This window comes from Paenibacillus sp. FSL H7-0703 (assembly GCF_038003485.1).
GTDB classification, from domain to species: Bacteria; Bacillota; Bacilli; order Paenibacillales; family Paenibacillaceae; genus Paenibacillus; species Paenibacillus polymyxa_B.
This window is the reverse complement of the sequence record NZ_JBBOPF010000001.1, coordinates 4,800,368-4,822,651: the sequence shown is the minus strand read 5'-3', so window position 1 is coordinate 4,822,651 and position 22,284 is coordinate 4,800,368. Positions and strand designations below refer to the sequence as shown.

Below are 22,284 nucleotides of genomic sequence, written 5' to 3'. Positions count from 1 at the left end.
AAATCATTTCTTTTTTAGTTCTTTTGGAAGCGGTATTGCCCCAATTATTGTCTTTTCGTTTCTCGATGCAATTTCAGCATCTTTAGTCAAACGGTTTGCTGCTAAACGTGCGATCTTCTTATTCATCCTGCTCACCTCCCTTCCGTGGTAGAAGTAGAACAGCCTGAGCCGTGAAAGATAGAGCAATTACAGGGGATTGGATTATAAAATTAGTGATTACGACAGCTAACGAAATCCATTTTAAATATGGATCTAATCCCGAAGGATTAAGGTCCTTAGATTTGCGAGGAGCCACATAGAGTACAATTACTGCCGATATGGCTGTAAGAAGTAACGTGCCTTCATATCCCAAATGTATCAATGGAATTGCTGCGAAAAGTGCAGCTGAAAATACAGCACAGAATGTTAGAGAACGAAAATGGAACCCGCCCGAAAACTTCCTGAGGGCAACGAAAGAAAGAAAGGCCAATAGGGCATTTAAAACATCCCCTAGTACCCATCCGAACAATAGCGTAAGTATTAGGCCAGAATACCAATTAAGCTTAATCGCAATTATATATGTTAGTACGTCGGCGCTGCCGGGTCCGTCTGGATCAGCTCTTTTTATTCCTAACGCGATACGCCTCGATAGCCTTTCTAGCATCTTCCCTGTCCTCCTTACGTGAAAAGAAATAAGAGAGACCAAATGTGAATATAGACATAAGCAACAAAATAAACGGACTTAGCTGGTATAAAAGCACCCCTGCTATGCAGATGGTTACAGAGGATAAAAGAGCGCTAATTGATACTCTCCTATTTTCTTCGGATAAATAATTTTCACGCCACAAAAAATCGTGTGGTGGCGTGACAATAAATGAAAATCCAACATAATAAATCCTGAGGGCAAAAGATATAGCAAAGCTGATAAGTATATATGTTATTTGGAGGACAAAGACCTGATAGGTTGTGTTTTGCTGTAGTACACCGGTCTGCAAAATACCCAACAAGTTATACAGGTAATAAACACCGACCTGCAAAATTGCATATGCACTAATACCAGCTCCTAAGATAAATGCGGCTAAATGCGTTTTAATCGCCATTCCATAACGGAAAAACAATATAAAGAGTATATATTGTAAAGGTAGATCCCATTTTGGAATGTCAAAAACCACACGCATAAAAAATGAAATTATGGCTATGAATATCCCAAACCCAATAATCCTTTTTTTATATGATGCAACTGGCAACATATATATTTTCAAGGAGAACACCATAACGGCTATTGCATCCAAAATACCGAGTAATATATAAATCGCATTACTTAACACCTCACACCGCCTATCTAATTAATCTACCTTAATTATATAGGGGCGCATGACGTAAGCAAGAGATTTTAAAAATTTGTCGATATAATATCCTCTAGCTTAATCCAGCTAAAATCATCTTCCCCGCGAAACAGTTTTACCTCACGTCTAGCCGTGTTAATTGACGTAACTACACCAGTCATAACCGTATCGTCAAACGGGCTAAATACGGTCACCGTGACGGCGTTGCGTGAGTTGTAAGAGTCTATGAGCGCCCGCTCGATGAGCTGAACCTCTTGGTCGTCCAACTCAGGTTTACCGCGGTGCTGGCGATCCTTCATTAACTTTAAATATGCTTCCTTATGCTCCGGTATAATAATGCGCGAGCTTTCCCATAACCCATTTTCCTCTAATTTTTTAGACATGTATGTAGCCTCCTGATGTGTTATGTATTGATTATATTGCGAACACTTGTTCTGTGCAATAAAATATTATTGCCAAGTCACACAGAAGTTTTTCAATTTAGGTTGTTTTCTTACTCCTGAGTTTACCTATATTATATTGGCAGATATAGCCAAACGCGTATCAATAGGGTAAACTATACTTACGGAAGATGCACAGCAACTACTCCAGCCGATGGAGATTCATGACGGTGAGAATATGCTTAACGATACAAGAATTTATTACTTTATCCTTTCAGAGGACATGACCAACATAGGCGCTTTCGATGAAAAGAAAAAAATGTTAATATATGAGCCTTTTTATAAACGAAAGATGTCTCTACCTTCAAAATTGAAATTTTGCATTACTTCAGCTATGCATTTACATGAACCTAAAAACAATAGAATCACTGCTGAGTTTAGAGACCCATCTGGAAATGTGTTGGATGTACTCCCGCTTAGTGAATTAATGTTAGAAAATAATAATGATATAGAGAAAATTAAGTCTGTAGATGGAGGCGTTAGCGTCGCCACACAACAGGGTATTGAAGTTGATACGGCCGGAGAATATCATTTTGTTGTTTTATTGAATGACGAAGTCACCCTGTTTACAGCCCCGGTTATAATAGAAAATGAAAATGGGGATTCGAGCGATGACGATGAATAATTTCGTGAAAATAGGAGATAGAGAAGGCTCAAATGTAGTAAAGTTCGGAATAAAAGAAAACAGACGGCAAAAAACTACTCCTAAACAACAATGGTCTTCAAATGAATCAGCAGCTGGTGAGGAAAGCCCAACAGGAAGCGGAGGTGGAGGCGGAATGAACGATATACTGCGTAGAATAGAAAGTCTGGAGCAAGGTCAAAAAGACTTGAAAGACGATTTAAAAGATAAGGTTTCAAAATCAGACTTGGACAAATCCACTTTAGAATTGAAGCTATACATGCGTGAACTTTTCGAAAAAGTGCCCACCGAAGACAGAATCAAGACCATCTTTAGTGAACAACTTAAGTCCCACGGTGTAGCCACTGAAACATATGTAAAAGCACAAATCAACGAATCTAACGCTACTCTAATGAAATGGATTGTCGGAATCGGAATATCGGCAATTGTTTCTATTGGTTTGGCCCTAATACGCTTTTTCACTCATTAAAACGAAAGTCCGCCACGCGTCGGACTTTCGTTTTTTTAATATTCTGTATAGTACCTATTTGCAGCCCCCGGAGGCGTGACAATCTTCTGATCACGATCCCAGCCTTCAATAATGACAATATGCCGTGTGTCCGATTTGTTTTCCCACAAGATATAATTATCCTTTTCAAGAGCCAGCAGCCCCGCCTTTATGTCCTCTGTGCGCCTTCCCGTCTTTATCTCCAATTCCTTCATTGTCGGTAGCCGTCTTCTTCCGGCTGAATAGTTGTAGAGTATCCGCAGTAATTTTCGTTCGATGTCTGGTAGCATGATGATCACTCCTCTGTGAATATTATATGCAAACATGTGTTCGTTATTCAACATAAAAAATACTCCACTGGCAGTTTAATTGCCAGTGGAGCTAGTACTTTCTTTGGCACTTATGGACTTCAAGTTACTCACTCATGTAGAGCGACAAGGCAGAATGCCTAGTGGAATTTTAATTAATCCTTTTTTAACGCACTCACTTGGAGCGCGACACTGAGGGGGATAAAACTCGCCGGCGTTTACTTACTTTGCAGTAGGGTAATCTTTAACACCTAGTCTTTCTTTCAACGCGTGTTGCAACACCTGTGAAAAGTTAATTTTCTCACGAGTAGCTTCCTGCTCAAGCCAACGTGGAAGTGTGACATTTTTGGTCACTGCTTTGTTCATCATTTCGTCCCTGATCGTTCCCATTCTTACCTCAATCAAAGTGATGAAAGAATCGGCTGGCAATTGAATGCTCGCTGGATCAGAAGCTGACGGAATCACTTCGTTGTCCTCTTCAAGGCCAAACAATTGCAGCTCTAAGCACTCCTTCGCCATTCGCAAAGCCTCAGACATATCATCGCCTTCTGTTATCGCTCCAGGAAGATCCGGGAAAGTGACTGTGTAGCCTTTTACTTCTCCCTTTTCAAATATTGCAGGGTAAATGTATTTATCCATATATATAAACCTCCTTTTGAGGGGGGGCTATTTAAGCCCCGCCTGTTTGAGTATTGTGTCTGCTGTTTTGGGGTCAAGGTCTTTTCTTGGATGCGGTACTGTGACGAGACCCGACTTAGTAGGATGTTTAAATTGATGATGACTCCCTCTAACCCTAGCTAAGTACCACCCATCTGCTTCGATTATCTTTATCATGCTACGTGATGAGTAGTTCAAATCATATCCTCCTCTCTATATTTATTATAACACGCATAAAATATGCATGTCAATAAAATACATGCATATTTTATGCGCATGATTTTAATGACAAATAATCTCGCTTAGCAATTAAGCTTAGCAGAGCTTTAGCTCTCCAATACTTACCGCCTCACTACTGTACAAATGAGCGTTATAATTAATCTGAGGTGGTTTTATGTTTATCTCCCCGATGTTACTCGAAACAGCAGCTGGCCCCTTTTCGGATGAGCGCTATATATATGAGCCGAAAATCGACGGCCACCGCTTGATATACTCGCAGCAAAACGGCATAGTTCGCTTGTACACGCGCCATAACAACGACTGCACACACCAATACCCGGAGCTGTTACTTCCCTTTGATGACGACATTATCCTGGATGGCGAGGTGGCCTGTTACGATCCGGCCACAGGGTTAGTTGATTTCGAATCAATCATGACACGTTTCAAGGCCAAGAAATCAGATAAAATCCAGCAGTTAACTGGCACACTCCCCGTTACTTTTGTTATTTTCGACGTACTCCACTATAAAGGACAAGACCTCCAGCAATTACCGTTAATGCAGCGTAAAGAACTTTTGGCTGGTCTAACGTTGCCGAGTGATCGCTTCGGTATCATCCCTTTCATAGAGGGTGCAGGTGAAGCCTTATTCAAACAAATGCAGGATTTAAGTTTGGAAGGTATGGTGGGAAAAAAGAAGGACAGCAAGTACTATAACCGTCGACATAGCGCGTGGCAGAAGGTCATTAACTGGTCCTATGCTGACGTATTTATAACAGGTTATCGAAAAGAGGAATTCGGGTGGCTTGCAGGCGTACCGAATGAGAGCGGTAAAATACGTCCGTCCGGCATCATTGAGCTGGGGGCAACGCCGACCCATAAGAAGGCGTTTTACGGTGTGTCCAAAGCTCTGATAACTGGTGAGGATCGCGAGTATGTTTACGTAGAGCCGCGTATAAGAGCCCGTGTTAAAATGCGTAATTGGACTAAAGCAGGGTTGTTACGAAGTCCGGTTTTTACAGAGTTTATAGTCTAATAAAACAAAAAGCTCTGCCGACCAATTAAGGTTAGCAGAGTTTTTTTTGTTTATCTAAGCTTAGGAACCTCCAACGGTAGCATTAAGCTGAATAATAGGGTGCTGGTCATAAGCATGATTAGGCCCACTCACAATAAATAAAAAACTAGCTGCGACGATCAGAAGAACCATTTTTCTCAACATTGTTTAACCACACCTTTTCAATAAGATTTAAAAACTCTTCTTTGAACTCAGGAACTGCATGTGTTCTAAACTTCACGAATAGCCCCATGCAGTTTATAAAATAAGTTTCGTTATTTATTATATGTGACTGTACCGTTGCATACATCAAATGTTTAAAGCCATCACCGTATGATCCTCTATATAAATAATAATAAGCTAACTCGTATCCAAATCGTGCATATTGTTCTGGTATAACTTGCCTAGTATACATATCCATTGATGGCTGCACCTGTTGAGTAAACGAATTAATTATAGTTTCAAAACGTCTAAGTATATCGTCTACATCTAGTTGATACTGGTTAGCTGCAAGCAGTACGTTCAATATCTTAGTTACCATTTCTTTATCTACTTTTGATTTGGCAATGTATTCAACATAATCTGGAAGCACACTTGTATCACCGGACAAAAGTTTATAAATGTAACTATTACATTGCGCCCAATCCTTATAAAGATTTAGCCAATATAAAGTATCTTCGTCTGTCTCCAATACCCAATCTAAATCAGTGTAGGCATATGTATATTCTAGAGCTTGTTGATAATCGCCTTGGGCTTCGCAGACACTTGCACATAGTAAATCGGCATATGTGATGTACACAAACATGGGACGACTTAACTTCTTAGCAAGTTCGTCACACTCTCGTTTCTTCTGTTGATGTTTAATTGTATATTGGATTTCCGCTTTTTCTCTCATTTTTCTTGCCATTTCATCGACCTTGTTCCACTTATTCAATGAACGATACAAATTCGCTAAGTCCTTCAATGCGTCAAGTTGGTCTATTTCATTCAATCGCTCAACATAAGCTTCAAGTATCGCAGCAGCGTGGAGATTTTGGGTTTGGTCATCTCCAACTTGAATCGTGAATATACGATATTGGCAGACTGCCAAGCGCTCAGAATGTTGATATCTCTCCGTTTCAGCTACACCCTCATAAAGCAGCAAAGCAGCCTCATTTCTTCCCTGCGACAATAATTCTTCTGCAATTTCAAATAGCTTGGGCGAATATAGCAGATTATCCATGATGGCTCCCACTACTCGACGGATTGCATCCAACTTGCCCAACTCCGCACAGCGAAACAAAAACGGCTCGATTCGCCTCATATTCGGGGGATGGTCGATGATGAAGTTTTCTATAAACAGATCATAAAAGTGACCTTCTGGTAAGCCCATAGCCTCAGTAATTAGGTCAAGCTGGTTAATAGACATAGACTTATTCCCTGACACAATGGCGCTTACCGCTCCCCTATTCATGCCTGCTATATGTCCAAACTCCGTCATGCTCAAACCTTCTTGTTGCAGGTATCTGTCCAATTCTGCTCTAATCGTAGGTGTATGCTTCATGTCATATCCACCCTTCATACAGAAATTCCAAAACTTATATATTATTGCATCCTATTGTTGTCCATAATTTAACAGTTGTCAATAAGTTTTGAAATTTTTGTCATTCGGATATTTGACTAAATTATTTTTTTGAATATTGTCGATTACTGTAAGACAAATAGTGCTGTAACATCATTTTTCCATTTTGTTAATAAAAATACACAAATTATTCCTTTATTTGTGTTATACTAGCTCAGCAATACAAATAAATTCCATTTTGAAAGGACGATTTTTGATGAAGCTTAAAAACACAGCAATCATTCTTACAGGTGTACTAGCTCTTACGGCAGTAGCTCCAGTAGCCGCATTCGCTGCTCCAACAGTGAGCAACAGTGAATCAGGAAATATTTTAGAGCAAAAGGGCCAACCAACAGTTATTAATGCCGATGAGATTGCATCAGCAGCAGCAAAGATTGAACCATACATTATTCTAGGTAAAGATGGGTTATATACTCTGGACGCAAAAGCCAAAGACGTGGTTGGTTCAGAAATGTATGATAAGCTCACAAATGCTTTCGAACAGATAAATACCGAAATTAAAAAAGGATATTTAAGCACAGAAACAGGAGATATTACATTAACTGCTAAAGGTAGTAACCAATACAGTACCAATGCTTTTAGTAATGTTTATCCCTGGGGTGTTGCCGTAACATTTAGTCATGCTGAAACGCAAAATCATATATCTGCTATGGAAGCGTCTGGTTCTTCTGCTGCATTTCTCGCTTCTATATTTGCTGCTATACCCGGAGGTCAAGGTCCATCAATTGGGGGTTATATAATAGGTGCAGGGGCTGGCGTTCTTGCTCAAGTCCTGAAACACCAAGATACAGGTAAAGGAGTTACAGTAAACTTAATGTGGACAGGATATTCCATCACAAGCAACTCTTAATTCCCATCTTTAACAGCCCCCATCGGAGCATAAGATAGGCATAATGAGTAAAGGGAGCTGATATTATCTATAATTCATTCACTTCAATATTTTTCGTTGTACTTGCTATAATAATTCAAATTACAATACGAAAATTGGAGCCTCGGATAAGTAAAAGCACAATGTTGAAAGTGAGAATTGCAATAACAACAACAGTCCTGCTTATCGGAGTCGTGTTGTATATAATTGACCCTCAGTGGTGGATCGTGATTGCTTTTGCAATATTTTTCTGTATACTGCTTGTTATGATTTTTGTAAATTTTTTGAAAAGACGCAGTAAATCACAATGATTTATGATTTCCATGCTCAGCGTTTAACAAGAGCCTTCCTTAAATGGAGGGCTTTTATATTACATACCAAATCTTTGGTACTTCCTATATGAGCAAAAACAAAAAAAGCCCCACCAGCCGAAGCCAGCAGGGCATTTACTTTAGGTTTATTCCGTAGTTACAGGCGTTTGAACAGCTTCTGTCGGTGCTGAAATAGTCTCAGGTTCAGGCGGAACAGTATTATCTACCTCTGCTGTAGCCTGTGCCAAGAAATCATTAAGCTTTGCAGCCAGACCAGATACAGCTTCCTTAGCTGCTACCTGTGCCGCCTCCTCGTTTGGCTGTGCTTCAGTAGCCAGCACTGTTTTAGTCTTAGCCTTATACTCCAGATATGCTTTCTCAATCGCGGATTTCAACTCTACTTGGGATACTACGATACCTTGACTGGAAAGAGTAAGTGAAGCATACTGCAAAGCCTCCTGAAGCTTACGTTCTCCTCCAGCTACTTTAAATGCTGTTTGAGCAAGTGCAAAAGCCTCCCCTGCTACTTTATGGATTACCTCGCGTTGTGCTGCCGTTGTACGCGCTTCTAGCCACACGTTAACCTTAGTCTTGAGTTTGTTTAGACCTCCTAAAACAAACGCTGTAAGCACACCCGCAGCGGCTGTAACAATGGTATTTACGTATGGTTGTACAGTTTCGATAATTGTTTGCATGATAAATCCTCCTATTATTGTTTCGGCAGACCTGCGGCAGAACGCAGATAATTAGCCAGATTGTTGAAATGTTGCATTTGTTCCTTGTCACCCGCTTGTTTCGCTTTAAACCAAGCCGGTTGGAGCCAGCGGAAAATAATCTCTTGAGCATTGGATTTAAACAGCTTCACAGCTCCAGCAAGCGGCAGATTCTTTTCATTCAACCCGGCCGCCGCCCGAAGGTTATTAGCGAGGTTATGAAAATGCGTCTTGCCTTCCTGATCACTGGCCTTTTGGCTTGCGAACCAAGCTGGAGATACATAATTGTCAATTAAGGATTGAACGATATACACAGGTAACGGCGTAAAGTCCAGTGCGGCAGGAGCCACAGAAGCGCCTTTAAGCTCTGTTTCCACGTCATAAACCAAATCCTTCAGCGTCTTGCCAATCGTAGCTAATGCTTGGTCTACGTCCCTCTTACGTGTTGGATCGAGTTGCTTGTGCGATGGAATGTGTGTACGAGGGTTAATCCCCCACTTGTTACAGCAATAGGCCAGGTACCATACAAAGCGTTTGTAAGCCTCTAACGCGTCGATCTTGCCACCGAAGCATAGTTCTACACCAAGGGCAATATCGTTTGCATCGTCGCCAAAGCGTTCGTTATCCGTGGTGACGTTGTACAGGACGTGCCATGCCTTTTCTGCTGGATCGGGTCCAGTACCAGTCGGGATTATCTCAAGAATCTTTTTGTCGTCTATGAACGTCTGTGCTGAAGCAGAACGGTCTACCAGCCCATTGAAATAGGTGTAATGGTTATCTGCTGACGCTCCTGGATTCCCCGTGTCGTGTGCAACTAAAAAGACCGGATTCCCGCTTGTTAGGCGAGTACCCGGTCTTACGTTATGGCGCTTGTTGATGTAGCGCCGTTCAATCGTGTATTTTTTTGTGTCGAACATTTCAATATGTTCCCCCTTATACAGCAGGCTTTTGCCCCTGCTCTTTATTTTCTGGCTCTGGGCTTGGCATATTCGGATTAGGCGGCACTTGTGAACGTGACTCGAATATTTTCACCGCATTACGTAATACATCTGGCATCGGCACACCCATGCGCCCTACATTTTCAATAATGGATAGCAGCTCATTCGCCAAATAGAAAAAGATCACTGCATCCTGAAAATAATGTAGGTTGCCCAACGCCACATCTATGAAATGTGCCACCACCACAATCAAGAAAATAACTACCTTACGTGCTATGCCGTGATAACCTATCCGGCTTCGCAACTCTCCGCGAATCCATGCAGCTATCCACCCAGTCAGCCAGTCCGCAATTACAAACATAAAAAGCAAATGTATCATGACGCTCCACCCTCCAAATAGGTAGCCAGCAACCGCCCCAAACCCCGCCGCCGCCCCTTTTATGATTTGTGTTAATCTGTCGTCCATCGTTCTCCCCCGTCTCTATAGGTCAGGACAATTTTCCTGACCTTTGTCAAAATCCGTGTAAATAATTCCGTTAAATATTCTCTTAATTATTCCGGCACAGAGAAAAGCCTTCGACTACTCCGAGGGCATAAAAAAACACGCCGTTTAAGACGTGTCGTTAAAACCTATTTAAGATTTTTATCGAAAAAATCCGCAGCAACTTGCGTAGAAAATTCATGTGTTACTCCGCGCGGTGAGAGTAGAGATACGTTCCCTCCTGAACCTAATTGCGTGTAGTGATCTTTGATTTTAGCGTAAGAGACCTGAGCATCCGCGTTATGGAAGTGGTCCATCTCACCATTAACATACAACGCGCTGCGCGGAGCGATCAGATTGCCGACATCCCACATCTCTCCAATGTTAAGAATCCCGCTTATGTTGTTACAGATATCATGTGTACCGTCTGTGAATGTTTTTGCGTAGGTGCCAAGGTAACCCTGTACATACGCAGCATTTACCCGGTCATCTAATGCAGCAACCAACATACTCAGCGCTCCGCCAGTAGATACGCCAGCGGTTCCAATTTTCTTCTGGTCCACGTAAGTGACGTTGTTTACTGCTGCGCTGAGATATAAAGCATCCGTTGTTATATCCCCATACCACGAACCGCCGTGTAAGCGAGATACAGCATCTAGGACTAGATGATCGCCCATCTTCGCAAGCTTACCCATACCTCTATTTTCCATTGTGTAAACGAGGTAACCATTTTGAGCAAGTCCTACTGCACCAGCATGTTGATATGATTCTGGTTTAGAGATTAGTTCTTCCATCTCCCCATGTCCAGAAAATACTAGGACCGTAGGATACTTATTATTTGTTTTAAAGCCTTTCGGGTAGATCACTTCGCCAGGTATCTTCTGACCGTCAAAACTAGAAAAGGTTATATCTGTTACATCTAGTCCCTCTACCTTTTTTTGTTCTCCGTAGATAATTTCAGGAGCATTCGGTAACTTTCCGTTATTCAAATGAATGCCGTAAACAGATATAAGTTTCTGTTTAAATGTAGCTCCCTTATCAGCATAAGCGAAGGATGTAGTCATAATTAGGATCAGTGCCACCAACAAGAAACTTATCTTTCTACGCAATATCAACTCAACGCCTTCCAAAAGGTATTTATTAATAGATATTAATAGAGTACCCTCATCGCAGAAGACAAGTCAACGTAAAGTGAATACAATACGTCCTCAAAACCCGTAGACGCAACACCACTATCTATAAACGTATCTGTTCGCATCTTGCCTGTGATTACATTACCAGATATAGAAATGTTATCGAGTCTATTGATTGCGTCGGTTACCAGATTAATCCCGATACTGCCTGCATTATTGAGCTTTATTTGATTATTTTTAATGTTTGCGGTCAATATTGATGTATCTACGTCCTTCCCTATCGCAGTTTGTCCTTTAGCAATGTTCGCGCCAGTAATCACGTTACTTACTATATTTAAATTTTCAACAGTAGATTGATCGTGACCAAGCTGTAACACCATTTCGGACATTGAAGTAATTTTGTTATTTTCTATAGTGACATTCTGTGGATTAGTCCCATCCAATAACAATCCCCAAATGCCTAAATTTTTAGCTCGGTCTATTTGGATTGTAGCTGTTCCATAGGTGTGTTGCAGATTGTTACTGATACTATCTCTTACGGTGACATTGCGTGATCCACAAATGTCTACGAAATGTTGGTCGTGATTTAACGATTGTACACGCTCAACGAGCACATTATCCGTATGTCCTAACGCAATCAAGTCTCCGTAAGTTCTCGGTTTTGAGGTTACATCACCGTCAGTAATCGTGAAATCACGCAAAGTGATATTGCCCGCTGCTGTGTATTCACCTTTTGTGTCGTACCCCTTATTGACGAGAAGTATTCCGTTTTGCTTCCGTTCACTACTGATCCGTTTAAGGATGGTGGCACCCATGCCAGAGCCTTCTATTGTTACCCCAGCCGGAATTATAATACAAGCCTTATTGTGTATGCTTTTTGCAATACTTAATAGAAACGTACCTTTGCCAAGGACAAGTTTGCCGCCTCCAACCCTTTCTAGGTAGTTCAAAGCTGACTGTATAGCCCGAGTCTGATCTGTCCCGTTACCGATTGCGCCAAACGTAGCAGCTTTAACTACAAAATTGCGACCTTTGTGCAAAACGTCATGCTTGTTGCCAGAAAGTTTACTTATGCTAAAATCACTTGCTGATGCAAAGGAAATCCCAAGGGTGAAAATACAAACAACCATAAGGAAAAACACAGGTAATTTCTTACACATCATCTAACAACCTTCCTCACTTATAGTAGATGTAAACACCTTACATATAATTGGGAAGTAAAGTCAATATCATTGGTAAATTTACACTCCGATTCGTAACATTAAATAGCCATTCGAACGAATTATACCCGTGTGGTCAGTTGAGTTGATTGCCATGTTACAGCCGGCATTACCAGTGTTGATTGTCAGTGTGTTAATAACTCGACCATTCGCATCATTCCCTGTAACAGACTTGCTCAATACTGTGCCTACAAACTTCGTGGTCGATCCCTCCACCCAATAAGCTGTCTCAATTTCCTCTGCATCCGTACCAAATGCCGTGGCCGAAATCGGGTTAAAAAACATTGTTCCACTTGTTGTGTATGCCGTTTGTGTAATTCCGCTTTTTCTGATAGGCGAAACAAACGTATACGTCTTTGCGGATTGAATTGTCAATACAGGACCGGTTGCAGCAAAACCTAAAGATTCAAAGTTTACAAACTGCAGGTTATTGGTCCCATCTAATGATGGCGTAGACTCATGGTAATGCCCTTGCATCGGCGCGTCATCGTACACATTATTTTGTGAAACCACCGCTTGTAGAAAGTTCGAGACGTTAACGCCTCCGCGCTCCGAAATCCCCCATCGGTACCCTGTACCAAGAACCATATTTGAGATTATCTTTGCTTTGCAATAGAGACTGTTAGCAATGGCAGAATCCATTTCGAGTTGGATACCATACAATTGCGCATCCGTGCGGGAATTTGAGTCTGCCATTATAATTTGATTTGCGCTGATCAAAATATCTTTAAAACTATCTGCCCTTATAATCTTCGCATCTGCATAACCACCTCCTTGGCAGGCGAAGCGTACAGTATTATTACAAAGCGCCGCACTAATGCCGTTACTCACTCGGATTCCCGAAATGTAATGAGTGCTAGTTGAATCTCTAATGTCCATATCAACGGTATTCTCTGAAACTAATACATTTTTGAAATTAGCAAATGTGCTCGGCATCGTAGAGCTGCCAACAAAAATTGCTGCACGCATTTTACCCGTTACGATATTGCTGGAAATAGATATGTTTTCAAACTTGTTTGTTGGATCACCAACAAGGTAGATTCCTGCACTATTTATATTGTTGAGTTCTATTTTGTTATCTTCAATATCAGCGGTTGATATCGAAGTATCTTCATCATTCCCGATTGCTATCTGCCCTTTAACAGCGCTCGCACAAACAATTACATTGTCTACTATGCTTAAATCCACTACAGTTGATTGATCATGTCCGAGTTGCAACACGAGCTCAGATAGAGATGTGATATTGTTATTCTCTATAGTCACATTGCTTGGATTTGTATCATCCAGCAACAGACCCCAAATGCCAAGCCCTTTCGCCCGGTCAATCTGGATAGTGGCACTCCCATAGGTATCTTGCAAGTTATTACACATGCAATCCCGAATGGTGATATTTTTCGAACCGCAAACATCCACAAAATGCTGATCATGATTTAAAGATCCAACCCGCTCAATTAACACATTATCCGCATGCCCCAGTGCGATTAGATCCCCATATGTTCTGGGAGTTGCAGTAACAGCGCCATCAGTAATCGTGAAATTTCGTAGCGTAATGTTACCCGCCGCTGTGTATCCACCCTTTGTGTCGTAATCCTTGTTAACTAACAATACTCCGTCTTGAATACGTTCGCTTTCCAGCCGTTTAAGGATAGTCACGCCCATGCCAGATCCTTCTATCGTTACTCCCTTAGGAATGAGGATACAAGCTTTACTATGAACGCTTTTCGCTAGGCTCAGAAGGAAGGTACCTGCACCGAGAACAAGTTTTCCGCCGCCCACGCTCTCAAGATAATTAAGCGCATTTTGAATGGCCTGCGTTTGATCTGTGTTGTTTCCAGTGGCTCCAAACATATCAGACGTGACCACAAATTTAGTTGCCTTCTCCAAGCTTCCTTTTGTTGAACCTGCAAAGGTGTCTATAGCACGCCAGTTGTCGTTCATCATCGTCTTAATGTCAAAAAAATCATTCCCCTCTGTCACAGGGTCCTTCATATATAAGCTCAAATTAGGTGTATTACTAGCCAATCGGCACACCTCCCGCAAAATTATTTAATGGAGTACTGTTTATTGCATTGATCGTCATTACATGGTGTATTTCGCGGATAACCAAATATCGAAACTGATATCTCACCTCTAAATGCGCTGGCTTTATTTCCTCTATTGCGTCCTTTAGGTCCTGTAAGTTCGGTGGCACGCCTAAAGTACCGATAAATTTAATGTCAAACCGATATTCAGCCGGATATACAATTACATCCACTTTGCCTCGATCATAGCTATCAGCCACATTTTTTATCATGCTTGCTGACACTTTCCCACTGCCTCGCATTTTAGAGATAACCACACTACGACGTTGTTCAATTGGTTTAGATGGGAGCGGAGTTATTTTCAAATCCCGTTCCCAATAAGCAATTCCCCAAGTAGCCGTTTCTGGATGGAACTGTTTAAATGTATCTACTATTGCGGCATTAACCTTGTCCAATTCGATATCTTCCGTGTCCATTATCTGCACAAACTCTTCAATCTCTTGATAATAGTCTGGCAGATAGGACATAAGTTTCTTAGACATGTACATCCACCGTCCCAAGTACAGCTACGCTATCCAGCGGAACTTGTATATTGCCAGTCAGCCCGTTAATAGTCAGGTCGAAGTAATCTATGACTTGTGGGACATCAAGGATAAGGTTTGCTATTCGAGTAATCCTAACTAATGTATCAGTGTCAGAGAAAGCTAAACCTTCAAGGTACTTCGCAATACTTACTTCTAATTGTTCTTTTACATCAGCCACCGTAGCATCCCGCGCAAGTTCGACTCTTGTACTGATATTGATAGCGACTTCAGTTGCCCCTACAACCGTAACAACTGGTCCGATTGGTGCAGCACCTTCACCGTGCCCATCTTGAGTAGGATCAATATATGTTTGTACAGCCTGCACAACTGCAACAGAGGGGGAACGTTTGTCGTTATTCAAAATAACAACCTTTACCGTCCCTTCACCGTTCCAGAGAGGAAATACTTTGGCGTCACCAACCCCTGGCACTTCACGTGCCCAGTTAACATATTGATTTTTATTTGCGCTTGTAATAGGTTTCGATACTCTGTCTTGGTACCGATCGTACAACGCCTCTCCCGTTTCGGTATCTTCTCCAGACACTAAGAGGTCAACCAATTCAGCTCGAGCCAGTCCGTTTATGAAGTCGATTGGCAACAATGAACCCGAAAATTGATTTCCTACTACACCAGCAGTTTCGCACTCCACAACAAACTGACCGACACCCAATTTACTCAGCACGATATAGTTTAAATCCTCGATACTATAGCGACTGCCAATAGGCACATCCATAAGCACATCTTGGCTGTTGTAAAACTTACCGCGCCATTGCGCTTTAGTCGCTGCCTTACGTACTATCCCGGACCATGCCACGGCCGAGTCCAAATATTCCTCATTGTCCGCGTTCGGAAAAACCAGACTTATATTCGTATCCAGTTCGACATACATTTGGGCCAGTTCATTGGCAGCCGGGGCCAGAGCATCATAAATAACGCTCCCCTCCCGTTTATCCATGGTATCGGGTATACGGGACAGCAGACGTTCTAAGATAACTTCTTCTGTTTGATCCTCATACAATCCCTCCGACCCCCGTTTCGTCTCTAAAGTTACCTTGTGTTGTGATCACTTCAAATTCGGCCAGAACATCGCTACCGTTAAACGTGAATTGAAAATCTCGCACATCCGCAATCCGGTCATCCGCCAGGAGCGCTTCACGGACCAACCGTTTTAATTCAGTCTGCACAAATAACCGGCTCTGCCCTTGCAGCCGGTCTACTTCTGCCCCGTAATCGTCGGAGTATATGAGATTTTCATATCGCAGTGTTTGAAGTATCTTATACACCACTTGCCGCATAGCCTCTAAGCCATCCACAATGCCGCGCGCGCGTCCATTTGTGAAGTCCAAGGCATATGTCTTGGTGGGCATTTCTTCCTCTTCAATTTCCTCGTCTACCATGCTGCCGCCCTCTGGTATCATAACTTATCCATTACGGCGAACTGCTGACCGCCTTTCATTCGTTGCAAGATAACTGCATCCCCAATTTTCAACCCTTCACGAATCACCAACACATCGGGTAACGCCGTCTGAGTGGTTTTGGTAGCCGTCTCCGTTGGAGTCTCATCTTTGTATACATGGCTGTGTGTAAGGCTAACCACATACCGTTTTACACGTTCTGTGACAAGCAATAAATCTGCATCCAACACCAGTCGTTGATCAACGGTAATTTCAAGCGGATCTACTCCCGTCACCTGCCCTACCATGCTCTCGCTTGGTTTGGATGCTTCCATGCTGCCTAACGCTATTTTCTGCAGTTGTTTTATCATTAGATCACCTTCAGTTCCAGGCTCATCGTGTGCTCAAGCCCTGAAAATTTATGTGTGCATGAATCGACCAAATACACTTGACTCACCTTCAAATCATCAATAAACACAGGCACATAACACCCTGCCCGTATACTTAAATCCCCCATAGCATCTATACTTAAGCTTTTGCTTTCCCGGTTGTGTAAGGTAAGCAGGTTTTGGGCTTTTTGTTTAATCTGTGCCGTGTTCATTTTTTCATCGACTTTATCGTACAACTGGAGCTTGCCCCACTTTTTAATATTGTTACCGTCTTGGTAAACGTAGGCATCCCGCTTACCTGACTCTTTGTTATCCTGCACCAGCTTTACATAGTTGTACGTCTCGCTGTCTATGGACCTTTTAAGCGCGTATCCGGTCATTAGGCTGCCGTCACCCACGGATACAGATACAAGCATGTCAGCGGCCCGTTTAAGGGCCAGAGCGCCGAAGTCGTCGTAAAATACATAGATTGACCCAGTAGACATAAGAGTCTGGTCAATAGCCTTGTAGATGATATCCAAAAGCTTTTGATTGTCCTCTACCATGGCTGGGATTTTATATCCTGTGTCAGCTATCATTCCGGTTTTCAGCTTAAAATCCTCTGCAATCCGCTTGATAACCGCGCCAGCCGTCAGGTTCTTGAATACATAGGTATCGTTTGCATTCAAGTATCGGATTTGGTCATAGGCCGTGATCTTCATATCCGACTTTTCGGATTGCTCGACACTGAAGACATAGCCGTAAAATATCTTGTATTTGCCTTTGGTTATGCGGACAATATCCCCGTTTTGAACTTTGAACTTTTTATTTTGATAGATACCATCTCTAACAAGTGTGATATCTACGCTACCTGGACTCCCGGTTCGTTCGGTTTTCCATGTAAGTTCAGAGACCAGCCCGGCGGAGTTTTCCTTGCCTGCCATCGCTTCGCCGGACACCTGCCACACGTTTCCGTCTCGATTATCTATGAATATATCCATCCCATCACCCCGGCAGTCTAAGCACTTGCCCAACCTTTAATCGTTTGGCCTGTGCATTTGTAATCTTGTTGAGCGTTTGGATCTCTTTGTAACGGGACCCATCACCCAGGTTCTTCTTAGCGATAATCCAAAGCGTATCCCCGGCCTTCACTTTCACGGATTTAGGCTTAACCTTTTCGTTAGGCCGCTTGGCCTTCGCTTTGGTGGTTGTCGTCTTTTTTGCGCCTGCCTTGGTTGTTGTTTGCTTAACTTTGGCCTGTACAGCGTTATAAAACACATACTTTTTGAAAGATATCGTGTATTCAATATCCGATGTACCAGCAACAGGCTTCCATTCAAATTCCTCAATGGTCACTGGCATGTTAATAGCAATTTCCTGTGGACTCTTCTGCGCGCCTGGATCAAAACTGATCGCAGAATAAATAAAGCGGATGGGCCGCTTAGTGTCCATCCACTTGTCTATTAAAGCTATATATTCAGGTATTGGCCGCAATTCATCGGTGTTGACGAATGGGTACGCCTGTCCAGGGAAAAAGCTATCGAAGGATATCTCCGTAAGTTTCCGTGACTGGATTGCGTTAATCTCGCCCCCGTCCACGATTTTAAATGTGGATCCATCACCAGCTTCCTTGATGCTCATTTCAGGCGGATTGACTGGGATACGGAATGCTTCTTCCCCGTTGTTGTAGCTTAGTAGTATGGCGTGTTCCATTAGGTGTACACCCCCTGTGCCGTAGAAACAAATTGTTCTTCCAAGTGATCCCCAATTTTCTTTATGATCGTATCCACATCAGCGCCGTTGTTTATATCACCTGTCTTGACCTGCACTGTAGGCGTAAGAGTAACAAAGTTTTGGATTGACTTCATTTCCGCGATATCCCGCATGACCTTGAGGTCTTCGCTCGAAATATCTACCTTGTCTTCGATCTTGCCTACTTTATCTACCTTGCCAACGTTTTTCTTTTTGTCATTTCCAGCATTAGCTTTTTTAGCTGCGTCAGCTGCCGCGTTCCATTTGGTGAAGTCAAAAGGTTTATCTGCTGCGACAGTTTGGTTTTGCTTGCGCTTATCAAAATATCTCTGCCGTGTATATTCCATCGTTTCTTCATGCCTTTGCTTCGCTTTAGCGGCAGCATTTGCTTCCATTGCAGCAATTTTTGCATCACTCTTGTTTTTGAAGTTATCCGCAGCTATCTTGGAATCATCCGCGAATCGAGTTTGACTGACAAAGCTAAGTTGTACCATGTTTGTGCTATTGAGAGCCTCAATCATGTCGTTAACTTTGTCTATTACACCATTAGCCATATCTTGCATCGTCTGCATAACGCTGGCCTTCGCGTTCATGAACGCTTGAGCGATACCGACTCCGACTTTTGCGAAAAAGATAGGCACTTGATCGAAAAAGTTCAAAATCTGATCCCACTTTAGTAACATCGCCGCAGCCACCATATCGTTGGTTTGGTACACCTCGTACATCCAAGTCACAATAGCCACCAGCACAGTCAGTATGGCGATAAAGACATTTGCTTTCATAGTAGCGTTTAGAGTCGCCCATGCCGCAGAGAGCCCACGAGTAACTAACGTTTGGGCAAAGATCACGGCTGTACTACTTCCTGTGGCAAAAGCTATAATCCCTTGGGTGACTGCTACAGCCTTCATTGCAAGGTTCCAAGCGATAAACGCTGCTGCAACTCCTTTAACAATAGGGGCTATGTTCTGCCAATTGCTTGATATGAATCCATATACCTGAGATATCGCATTGAACACTTTAATCGCATTTTGTACTACCCAATCCAAACCTTTACTCAGGTTAGCAAAGAATGCGTCAAATTTGCCTTGCTTAAAGGCATTGTTTAGCATTTGGATCATTGGCAAAAGTGACTTGGTAGCAGCACGACCAGCATCCGCAAACATGGATTTAACATTGTTTTGCATCGTCTCCAATTGTTTAGCTGGACTCGCCAGCATGGTTTCGAATGCTTTTTGCCCCATTTTCTGCGATTCAAGAAGCTTGTCAAACCCTTTAATGAAACCTTCAATATCACCCTTTTTAGCGAAGTCCACAATGCCGGATGCGCGGATATCGCTTTTCCCCATGTTAAAGCGTTCGGCAAGAGATACAATATCCCCAGAAATTGCCTCTTTTAGGGCAAAACTTGAACCTTCCATGCCATTCCCCGCGCTATCAAAGGCATTCAATCGTTGGGCGAGATTGTTTAATTTCTCAAGTTGATCAACATTTTGCGTTGCTGAGAAAAAGGAAAGGCTGCCCTTCAAGGACTCATTTACATCTTGCCCAGCTTCCAATGCGTTTTTCTTAAAGCGGTCAAACATCGCACGCCCTACATCTTCCTGCCCTGTTCGCGCGATGAACATGTCCTCCATCTTTTGCTGATCCATTGCGCCACCTACAGTAGCGCTAAACAATTCCTTAAGTCCTTGAAGCGACAAGTATGCCGCGGCCATACCTTTCAGATTAGCCAGCAAGCCAGACGATGCACCTTCGCCTCTTCTCAAGCTTCCGTTTATTTGCTCTTGCAATTGGGCTATTTTTCGTTCTAGGTCCGCTATTCGCGCTAAAGCGGCTTGTAACTCTGCTGCGTTCGCTCCGCTACTGGTTCTGAGTTGCCGGACAACACGAATAAGACGCAACACAAGCATTTGAAGATTGCCAAACATCGCTTGCAATGACGCTGGTAGTTCAATTTGTATACGAGCTTGGATAACCCTTAGTTGGCTTTGTATTCGTTGTCTGATGAGCCTGACCTGATTCATTAAAATTGCCTCATTAGCAATTTGGATATCAAACCTCATGTGTGCATTTGTCGCAGTTCTTAACCTTTCCATCTGCCTAGTTGTGGCTTGTACAGCGCTATTAACCGTGTTCAAACGTTGTGAGAAATTGTCGAATAGTTGGAGACTTGCTGATACAGTTGCCATCGTCCCTCCTTTCTGGCATAAAAAAAGACACCCGCTAAGGTGTCTTTCCAACCAATTTACTTCAGTTCATCAAATATCTTCTGAGCTTCTTTGCTGTTCGTTTTTAATAGTATCGTTCCTCTGGAAGACCAATCCTTAAGAAAAAATATCTCTTCTTTTGCTTTTTGGGCATCTTCCGCAGAGTTGTATTCTAAAATTTGAACAGGGCTGTTATCCAAATAGAGAATTTTACCGTTGGAAGCCTTCCCATTTTCGTACTGCGATTTACCGCGCTCTATAGCCCCTGCATCAGTATAAGCTTTTACATAATCATCAAGAGTAGGAGTAGCCGCTTCCTCTTTAGCAGGAGAACAAGCAGACACAATCGTTAATGAAATAACCAACAAAAATAAAGTCAGGACTTTTTTCACAAATGGCCCTCCCTGAATGGGTAGATTTTACCATCATTCTACCAAGCCATTCAGGGAACGTCTATTATTTTTTCTTTGCTTTCTTTTGCGCTGCCTTCTCTTTGTCAATCCGATAAGAAATCATGGCATAAATTGCAGCGCGTTCCCGCTGACTCATTGCCATGAGATCGTGCGGCAGGATATGGAGTTCATGGAGGGCGTAGTAGGCATAGTTGGCTTCCCCGCTATCCTGCTTTATTAGTTTTTTACTTGTTGCACCAAGTCGTCGATATTTCTGTCGAATCCACTCAGCGTCTGAATACGTTCGATGAGCGTAGTATATTCCCCGGCAAGCAACATTTTCCGGATCAACGAGTCCGCCCCCATAACACCATAAGACGCTTGCAGTCCAGCATCTTTGAGGTTAGGGTAAACAACTCCAGCTACAACCAATTTCGCTGTAAAGAGATCAGAATCAGTTTCAGTCTGGTAAACACCTTTCACTTTTACCTTTTTAGCAGATTCCTTTCGAATTAAGGTTGTTTCATTCTCTGAAACGCTTCGAATCTTCCACAATAATGGTTTTCCTTCCGCATCCTTAAAACGCTCAGAAAGGGCAATCTCCTCAGTAATCTCAGATTCTACATTCTCCGCGTAAAACAAAGTCAAGTCGCTCATTATATTAATCTCCTTTTAGTTTAAATTAGGCTCCCAATGTAGGGGCGTTGAAGCTATCAGGTACATCCACGTCGTCAAAAGTAAAGTCGATATCCTCGTCCAAAACTTCGGAGTCGGTATCGACTTTAGCCATGATCACACTATCCAGGTTCACGCTTTTCAGAACTACGGTTTGTTTACCAATAGACGAAGAAGGATCTTCGTTGACGATCATAATGTCAAAGTAGGTGTCCTTGCCTGTCTTGATATAATCCAACATTAGTTGTCGGAATCTTGTTGTTGTGTAGTAAATCGTCATGCTGCCCGAACCGCTCCAGCCATTGGCTTTGTGCTGGGTGCCGCGCTTGCCGAGTGTTTTGACATCGGTCTTTTCCTTCTCTGCCGTAGCTTCAAGGGTTTTGATGTAAAACATTTCTTCTACGTTACCGTTAATCGTGGCAAAGGCTCGTCCCTCTTGACCAGAGATTGTATCTCCAGCTTTTAAGTACGCCATA

Annotated in this window: 28 protein-coding genes; 4 read left to right on the top strand and 24 right to left on the bottom strand. The window is 42.5% G+C overall.

Annotated features, from left to right (window positions below; all coding sequences use genetic code 11):
- Positions 1-3 precede the first annotated feature (3 nt).
- The 4 genes from MHB46_RS21740 to MHB46_RS21730 form a co-directional block, all read right to left on the bottom strand.
- Positions 4-126: a hypothetical protein gene (locus MHB46_RS21740; protein ID WP_341163383.1), complete on the bottom strand. Its 123-nt coding sequence runs from the start codon at positions 124-126 to the stop codon at positions 4-6.
- A complete protein-coding gene (locus MHB46_RS26275; protein ID WP_445667597.1) occupies positions 119-643 on the bottom strand; it encodes an accessory gene regulator ArgB-like protein in 525 nt (174 codons plus the stop codon). The genes MHB46_RS21740 and MHB46_RS26275 overlap by 8 nt, the downstream gene beginning before the upstream one ends.
- Positions 594-1,307, bottom strand: coding sequence for a hypothetical protein (locus tag MHB46_RS21735; protein WP_341163382.1), 714 nt, complete (start codon positions 1,305-1,307; stop codon positions 594-596). Before MHB46_RS21735 ends, MHB46_RS26275 begins: the two co-directional genes overlap by 50 nt.
- A gap of 65 nt (positions 1,308-1,372) precedes the next feature.
- A complete protein-coding gene (locus MHB46_RS21730) occupies positions 1,373-1,708 on the bottom strand; it encodes a YolD-like family protein (protein WP_341163381.1) in 336 nt (111 codons plus the stop codon).
- Between the two features lie 211 nt (positions 1,709-1,919).
- Between MHB46_RS21730 and MHB46_RS21725 the strand changes: the two genes are divergently transcribed.
- Together MHB46_RS21725 and MHB46_RS21720 are read left to right on the top strand one after the other, a co-directional pair.
- Complete coding sequence (locus tag MHB46_RS21725) at positions 1,920-2,390, top strand: hypothetical protein (protein ID WP_209950281.1); 471 nt, start codon at positions 1,920-1,922, stop codon at positions 2,388-2,390.
- Positions 2,377-2,877 carry a hypothetical protein gene (locus tag MHB46_RS21720; protein ID WP_209950280.1) on the top strand — a complete coding sequence of 167 codons (501 nt, stop codon included), beginning with the start codon at positions 2,377-2,379 and terminating at the stop codon, positions 2,875-2,877. The genes MHB46_RS21725 and MHB46_RS21720 overlap by 14 nt, the downstream gene beginning before the upstream one ends.
- A 35-nt stretch (positions 2,878-2,912) precedes the next feature.
- On the opposite strand, the gene MHB46_RS21715 is transcribed toward MHB46_RS21720, so the two are convergent.
- From MHB46_RS21715 to MHB46_RS21705, 3 genes are all read right to left on the bottom strand, one after another.
- Entirely contained in the window at positions 2,913-3,185 is a 273-nt protein-coding gene (locus MHB46_RS21715) for a hypothetical protein (protein ID WP_341163380.1), read from the bottom strand.
- A gap of 240 nt (positions 3,186-3,425) precedes the next feature.
- Entirely contained in the window at positions 3,426-3,842 is a 417-nt protein-coding gene (locus tag MHB46_RS21710) for a type II toxin-antitoxin system HicB family antitoxin (RefSeq protein WP_102163840.1), read from the bottom strand.
- Positions 3,843-3,869: 27 nt separating this feature from the next.
- Positions 3,870-4,037, bottom strand: a complete 168-nt coding sequence (locus MHB46_RS21705) for a type II toxin-antitoxin system HicA family toxin (RefSeq protein WP_065762441.1) — start codon at positions 4,035-4,037, stop codon at positions 3,870-3,872.
- A 217-nt stretch (positions 4,038-4,254) separates the two neighbouring features.
- Here MHB46_RS21705 and MHB46_RS21700 point away from each other — a divergent pair, with 217 nt between their 5' ends.
- The gene (locus tag MHB46_RS21700) at positions 4,255-5,112 is read left to right on the top strand and encodes an ATP-dependent DNA ligase (protein ID WP_341163379.1); all 858 of its coding nucleotides are present in this window, start codon (positions 4,255-4,257) and stop codon (positions 5,110-5,112) included.
- Positions 5,113-5,257: 145 nt separating this feature from the next.
- Here the strand turns inward: MHB46_RS21700 and MHB46_RS21695 are convergent, their stop codons facing one another.
- Positions 5,258-6,673, bottom strand: coding sequence for a transcriptional regulator (locus MHB46_RS21695; RefSeq protein WP_341163378.1), 1,416 nt, complete (start codon positions 6,671-6,673; stop codon positions 5,258-5,260).
- Between the two features lie 274 nt (positions 6,674-6,947).
- On the opposite strand from MHB46_RS21695, the gene MHB46_RS21690 reads away from it, so the two are divergent.
- Positions 6,948-7,601 (top strand): hypothetical protein, encoded by a 654-nt coding sequence (locus tag MHB46_RS21690; RefSeq protein ID WP_341163377.1) that lies wholly within the window; start codon positions 6,948-6,950, stop codon positions 7,599-7,601.
- A gap of 475 nt (positions 7,602-8,076) precedes the next feature.
- Here the strand turns inward: MHB46_RS21690 and MHB46_RS21685 are convergent, their stop codons facing one another.
- The 16 genes from MHB46_RS21685 to MHB46_RS21610 form a co-directional block, all read right to left on the bottom strand.
- Positions 8,077-8,625, bottom strand: a complete 549-nt coding sequence (locus MHB46_RS21685) for a phage holin, LLH family (protein ID WP_341163376.1) — start codon at positions 8,623-8,625, stop codon at positions 8,077-8,079.
- Positions 8,626-8,639: 14 nt separating this feature from the next.
- Positions 8,640-9,560 (bottom strand): peptidoglycan recognition protein family protein, encoded by a 921-nt coding sequence (locus tag MHB46_RS21680; protein ID WP_341163375.1) that lies wholly within the window; start codon positions 9,558-9,560, stop codon positions 8,640-8,642.
- A 16-nt stretch (positions 9,561-9,576) separates the two neighbouring features.
- Positions 9,577-10,047 carry a phage holin family protein gene (locus MHB46_RS21675; RefSeq protein WP_341163374.1) on the bottom strand — a complete coding sequence of 157 codons (471 nt, stop codon included), beginning with the start codon at positions 10,045-10,047 and terminating at the stop codon, positions 9,577-9,579.
- A 164-nt stretch (positions 10,048-10,211) separates the two neighbouring features.
- Positions 10,212-11,144: an acetylxylan esterase gene (locus tag MHB46_RS21670; RefSeq protein WP_341163780.1), complete on the bottom strand. Its 933-nt coding sequence runs from the start codon at positions 11,142-11,144 to the stop codon at positions 10,212-10,214.
- A 68-nt stretch (positions 11,145-11,212) separates the two neighbouring features.
- The gene (locus MHB46_RS21665) at positions 11,213-12,358 is read right to left on the bottom strand and encodes a hypothetical protein (RefSeq protein WP_341163373.1); all 1,146 of its coding nucleotides are present in this window, start codon (positions 12,356-12,358) and stop codon (positions 11,213-11,215) included.
- Positions 12,359-12,436: 78 nt separating this feature from the next.
- Positions 12,437-14,437 (bottom strand): hypothetical protein, encoded by a 2,001-nt coding sequence (locus tag MHB46_RS21660; protein WP_341163372.1) that lies wholly within the window; start codon positions 14,435-14,437, stop codon positions 12,437-12,439.
- Positions 14,430-14,978 carry a YmfQ family protein gene (locus MHB46_RS21655; protein ID WP_330707775.1) on the bottom strand — a complete coding sequence of 183 codons (549 nt, stop codon included), beginning with the start codon at positions 14,976-14,978 and terminating at the stop codon, positions 14,430-14,432. The genes MHB46_RS21660 and MHB46_RS21655 overlap by 8 nt, the downstream gene beginning before the upstream one ends.
- On the bottom strand, positions 14,971-16,038 hold the full coding sequence (locus MHB46_RS21650) for a baseplate J/gp47 family protein (protein ID WP_341163371.1): 1,068 nt from the start codon (positions 16,036-16,038) through the stop codon (positions 14,971-14,973). The genes MHB46_RS21655 and MHB46_RS21650 overlap by 8 nt, the downstream gene beginning before the upstream one ends.
- Positions 16,031-16,417 (bottom strand): DUF2634 domain-containing protein, encoded by a 387-nt coding sequence (locus MHB46_RS21645; RefSeq protein WP_341163370.1) that lies wholly within the window; start codon positions 16,415-16,417, stop codon positions 16,031-16,033. The genes MHB46_RS21650 and MHB46_RS21645 overlap by 8 nt, the downstream gene beginning before the upstream one ends.
- A 17-nt stretch (positions 16,418-16,434) precedes the next feature.
- On the bottom strand, positions 16,435-16,785 hold the full coding sequence (locus tag MHB46_RS21640) for a DUF2577 domain-containing protein (protein WP_250268533.1): 351 nt from the start codon (positions 16,783-16,785) through the stop codon (positions 16,435-16,437).
- On the bottom strand, positions 16,785-17,783 hold the full coding sequence (locus tag MHB46_RS21635; RefSeq protein WP_341163369.1) for an XkdQ/YqbQ family protein: 999 nt from the start codon (positions 17,781-17,783) through the stop codon (positions 16,785-16,787). The genes MHB46_RS21640 and MHB46_RS21635 overlap by 1 nt, the downstream gene beginning before the upstream one ends.
- 4 nt (positions 17,784-17,787) lie before the next feature.
- Positions 17,788-18,495, bottom strand: a complete 708-nt coding sequence (locus MHB46_RS21630; protein WP_330720096.1) for a LysM peptidoglycan-binding domain-containing protein — start codon at positions 18,493-18,495, stop codon at positions 17,788-17,790.
- Positions 18,495-20,723 carry a hypothetical protein gene (locus MHB46_RS21625; RefSeq protein WP_341163368.1) on the bottom strand — a complete coding sequence of 743 codons (2,229 nt, stop codon included), beginning with the start codon at positions 20,721-20,723 and terminating at the stop codon, positions 18,495-18,497. Before MHB46_RS21625 ends, MHB46_RS21630 begins: the two co-directional genes overlap by 1 nt.
- 56 nt (positions 20,724-20,779) lie before the next feature.
- Complete coding sequence (locus tag MHB46_RS21620; RefSeq protein WP_341163367.1) at positions 20,780-21,133, bottom strand: hypothetical protein; 354 nt, start codon at positions 21,131-21,133, stop codon at positions 20,780-20,782.
- Between the two features lie 237 nt (positions 21,134-21,370).
- A complete protein-coding gene (locus tag MHB46_RS21615) occupies positions 21,371-21,790 on the bottom strand; it encodes a phage tail assembly chaperone (protein WP_341163366.1) in 420 nt (139 codons plus the stop codon).
- 25 nt (positions 21,791-21,815) lie between these two features.
- Positions 21,816-22,283, bottom strand: a complete 468-nt coding sequence (locus MHB46_RS21610; protein WP_341163365.1) for a phage tail tube protein — start codon at positions 22,281-22,283, stop codon at positions 21,816-21,818.
- Position 22,284 lies beyond the last annotated feature (1 nt).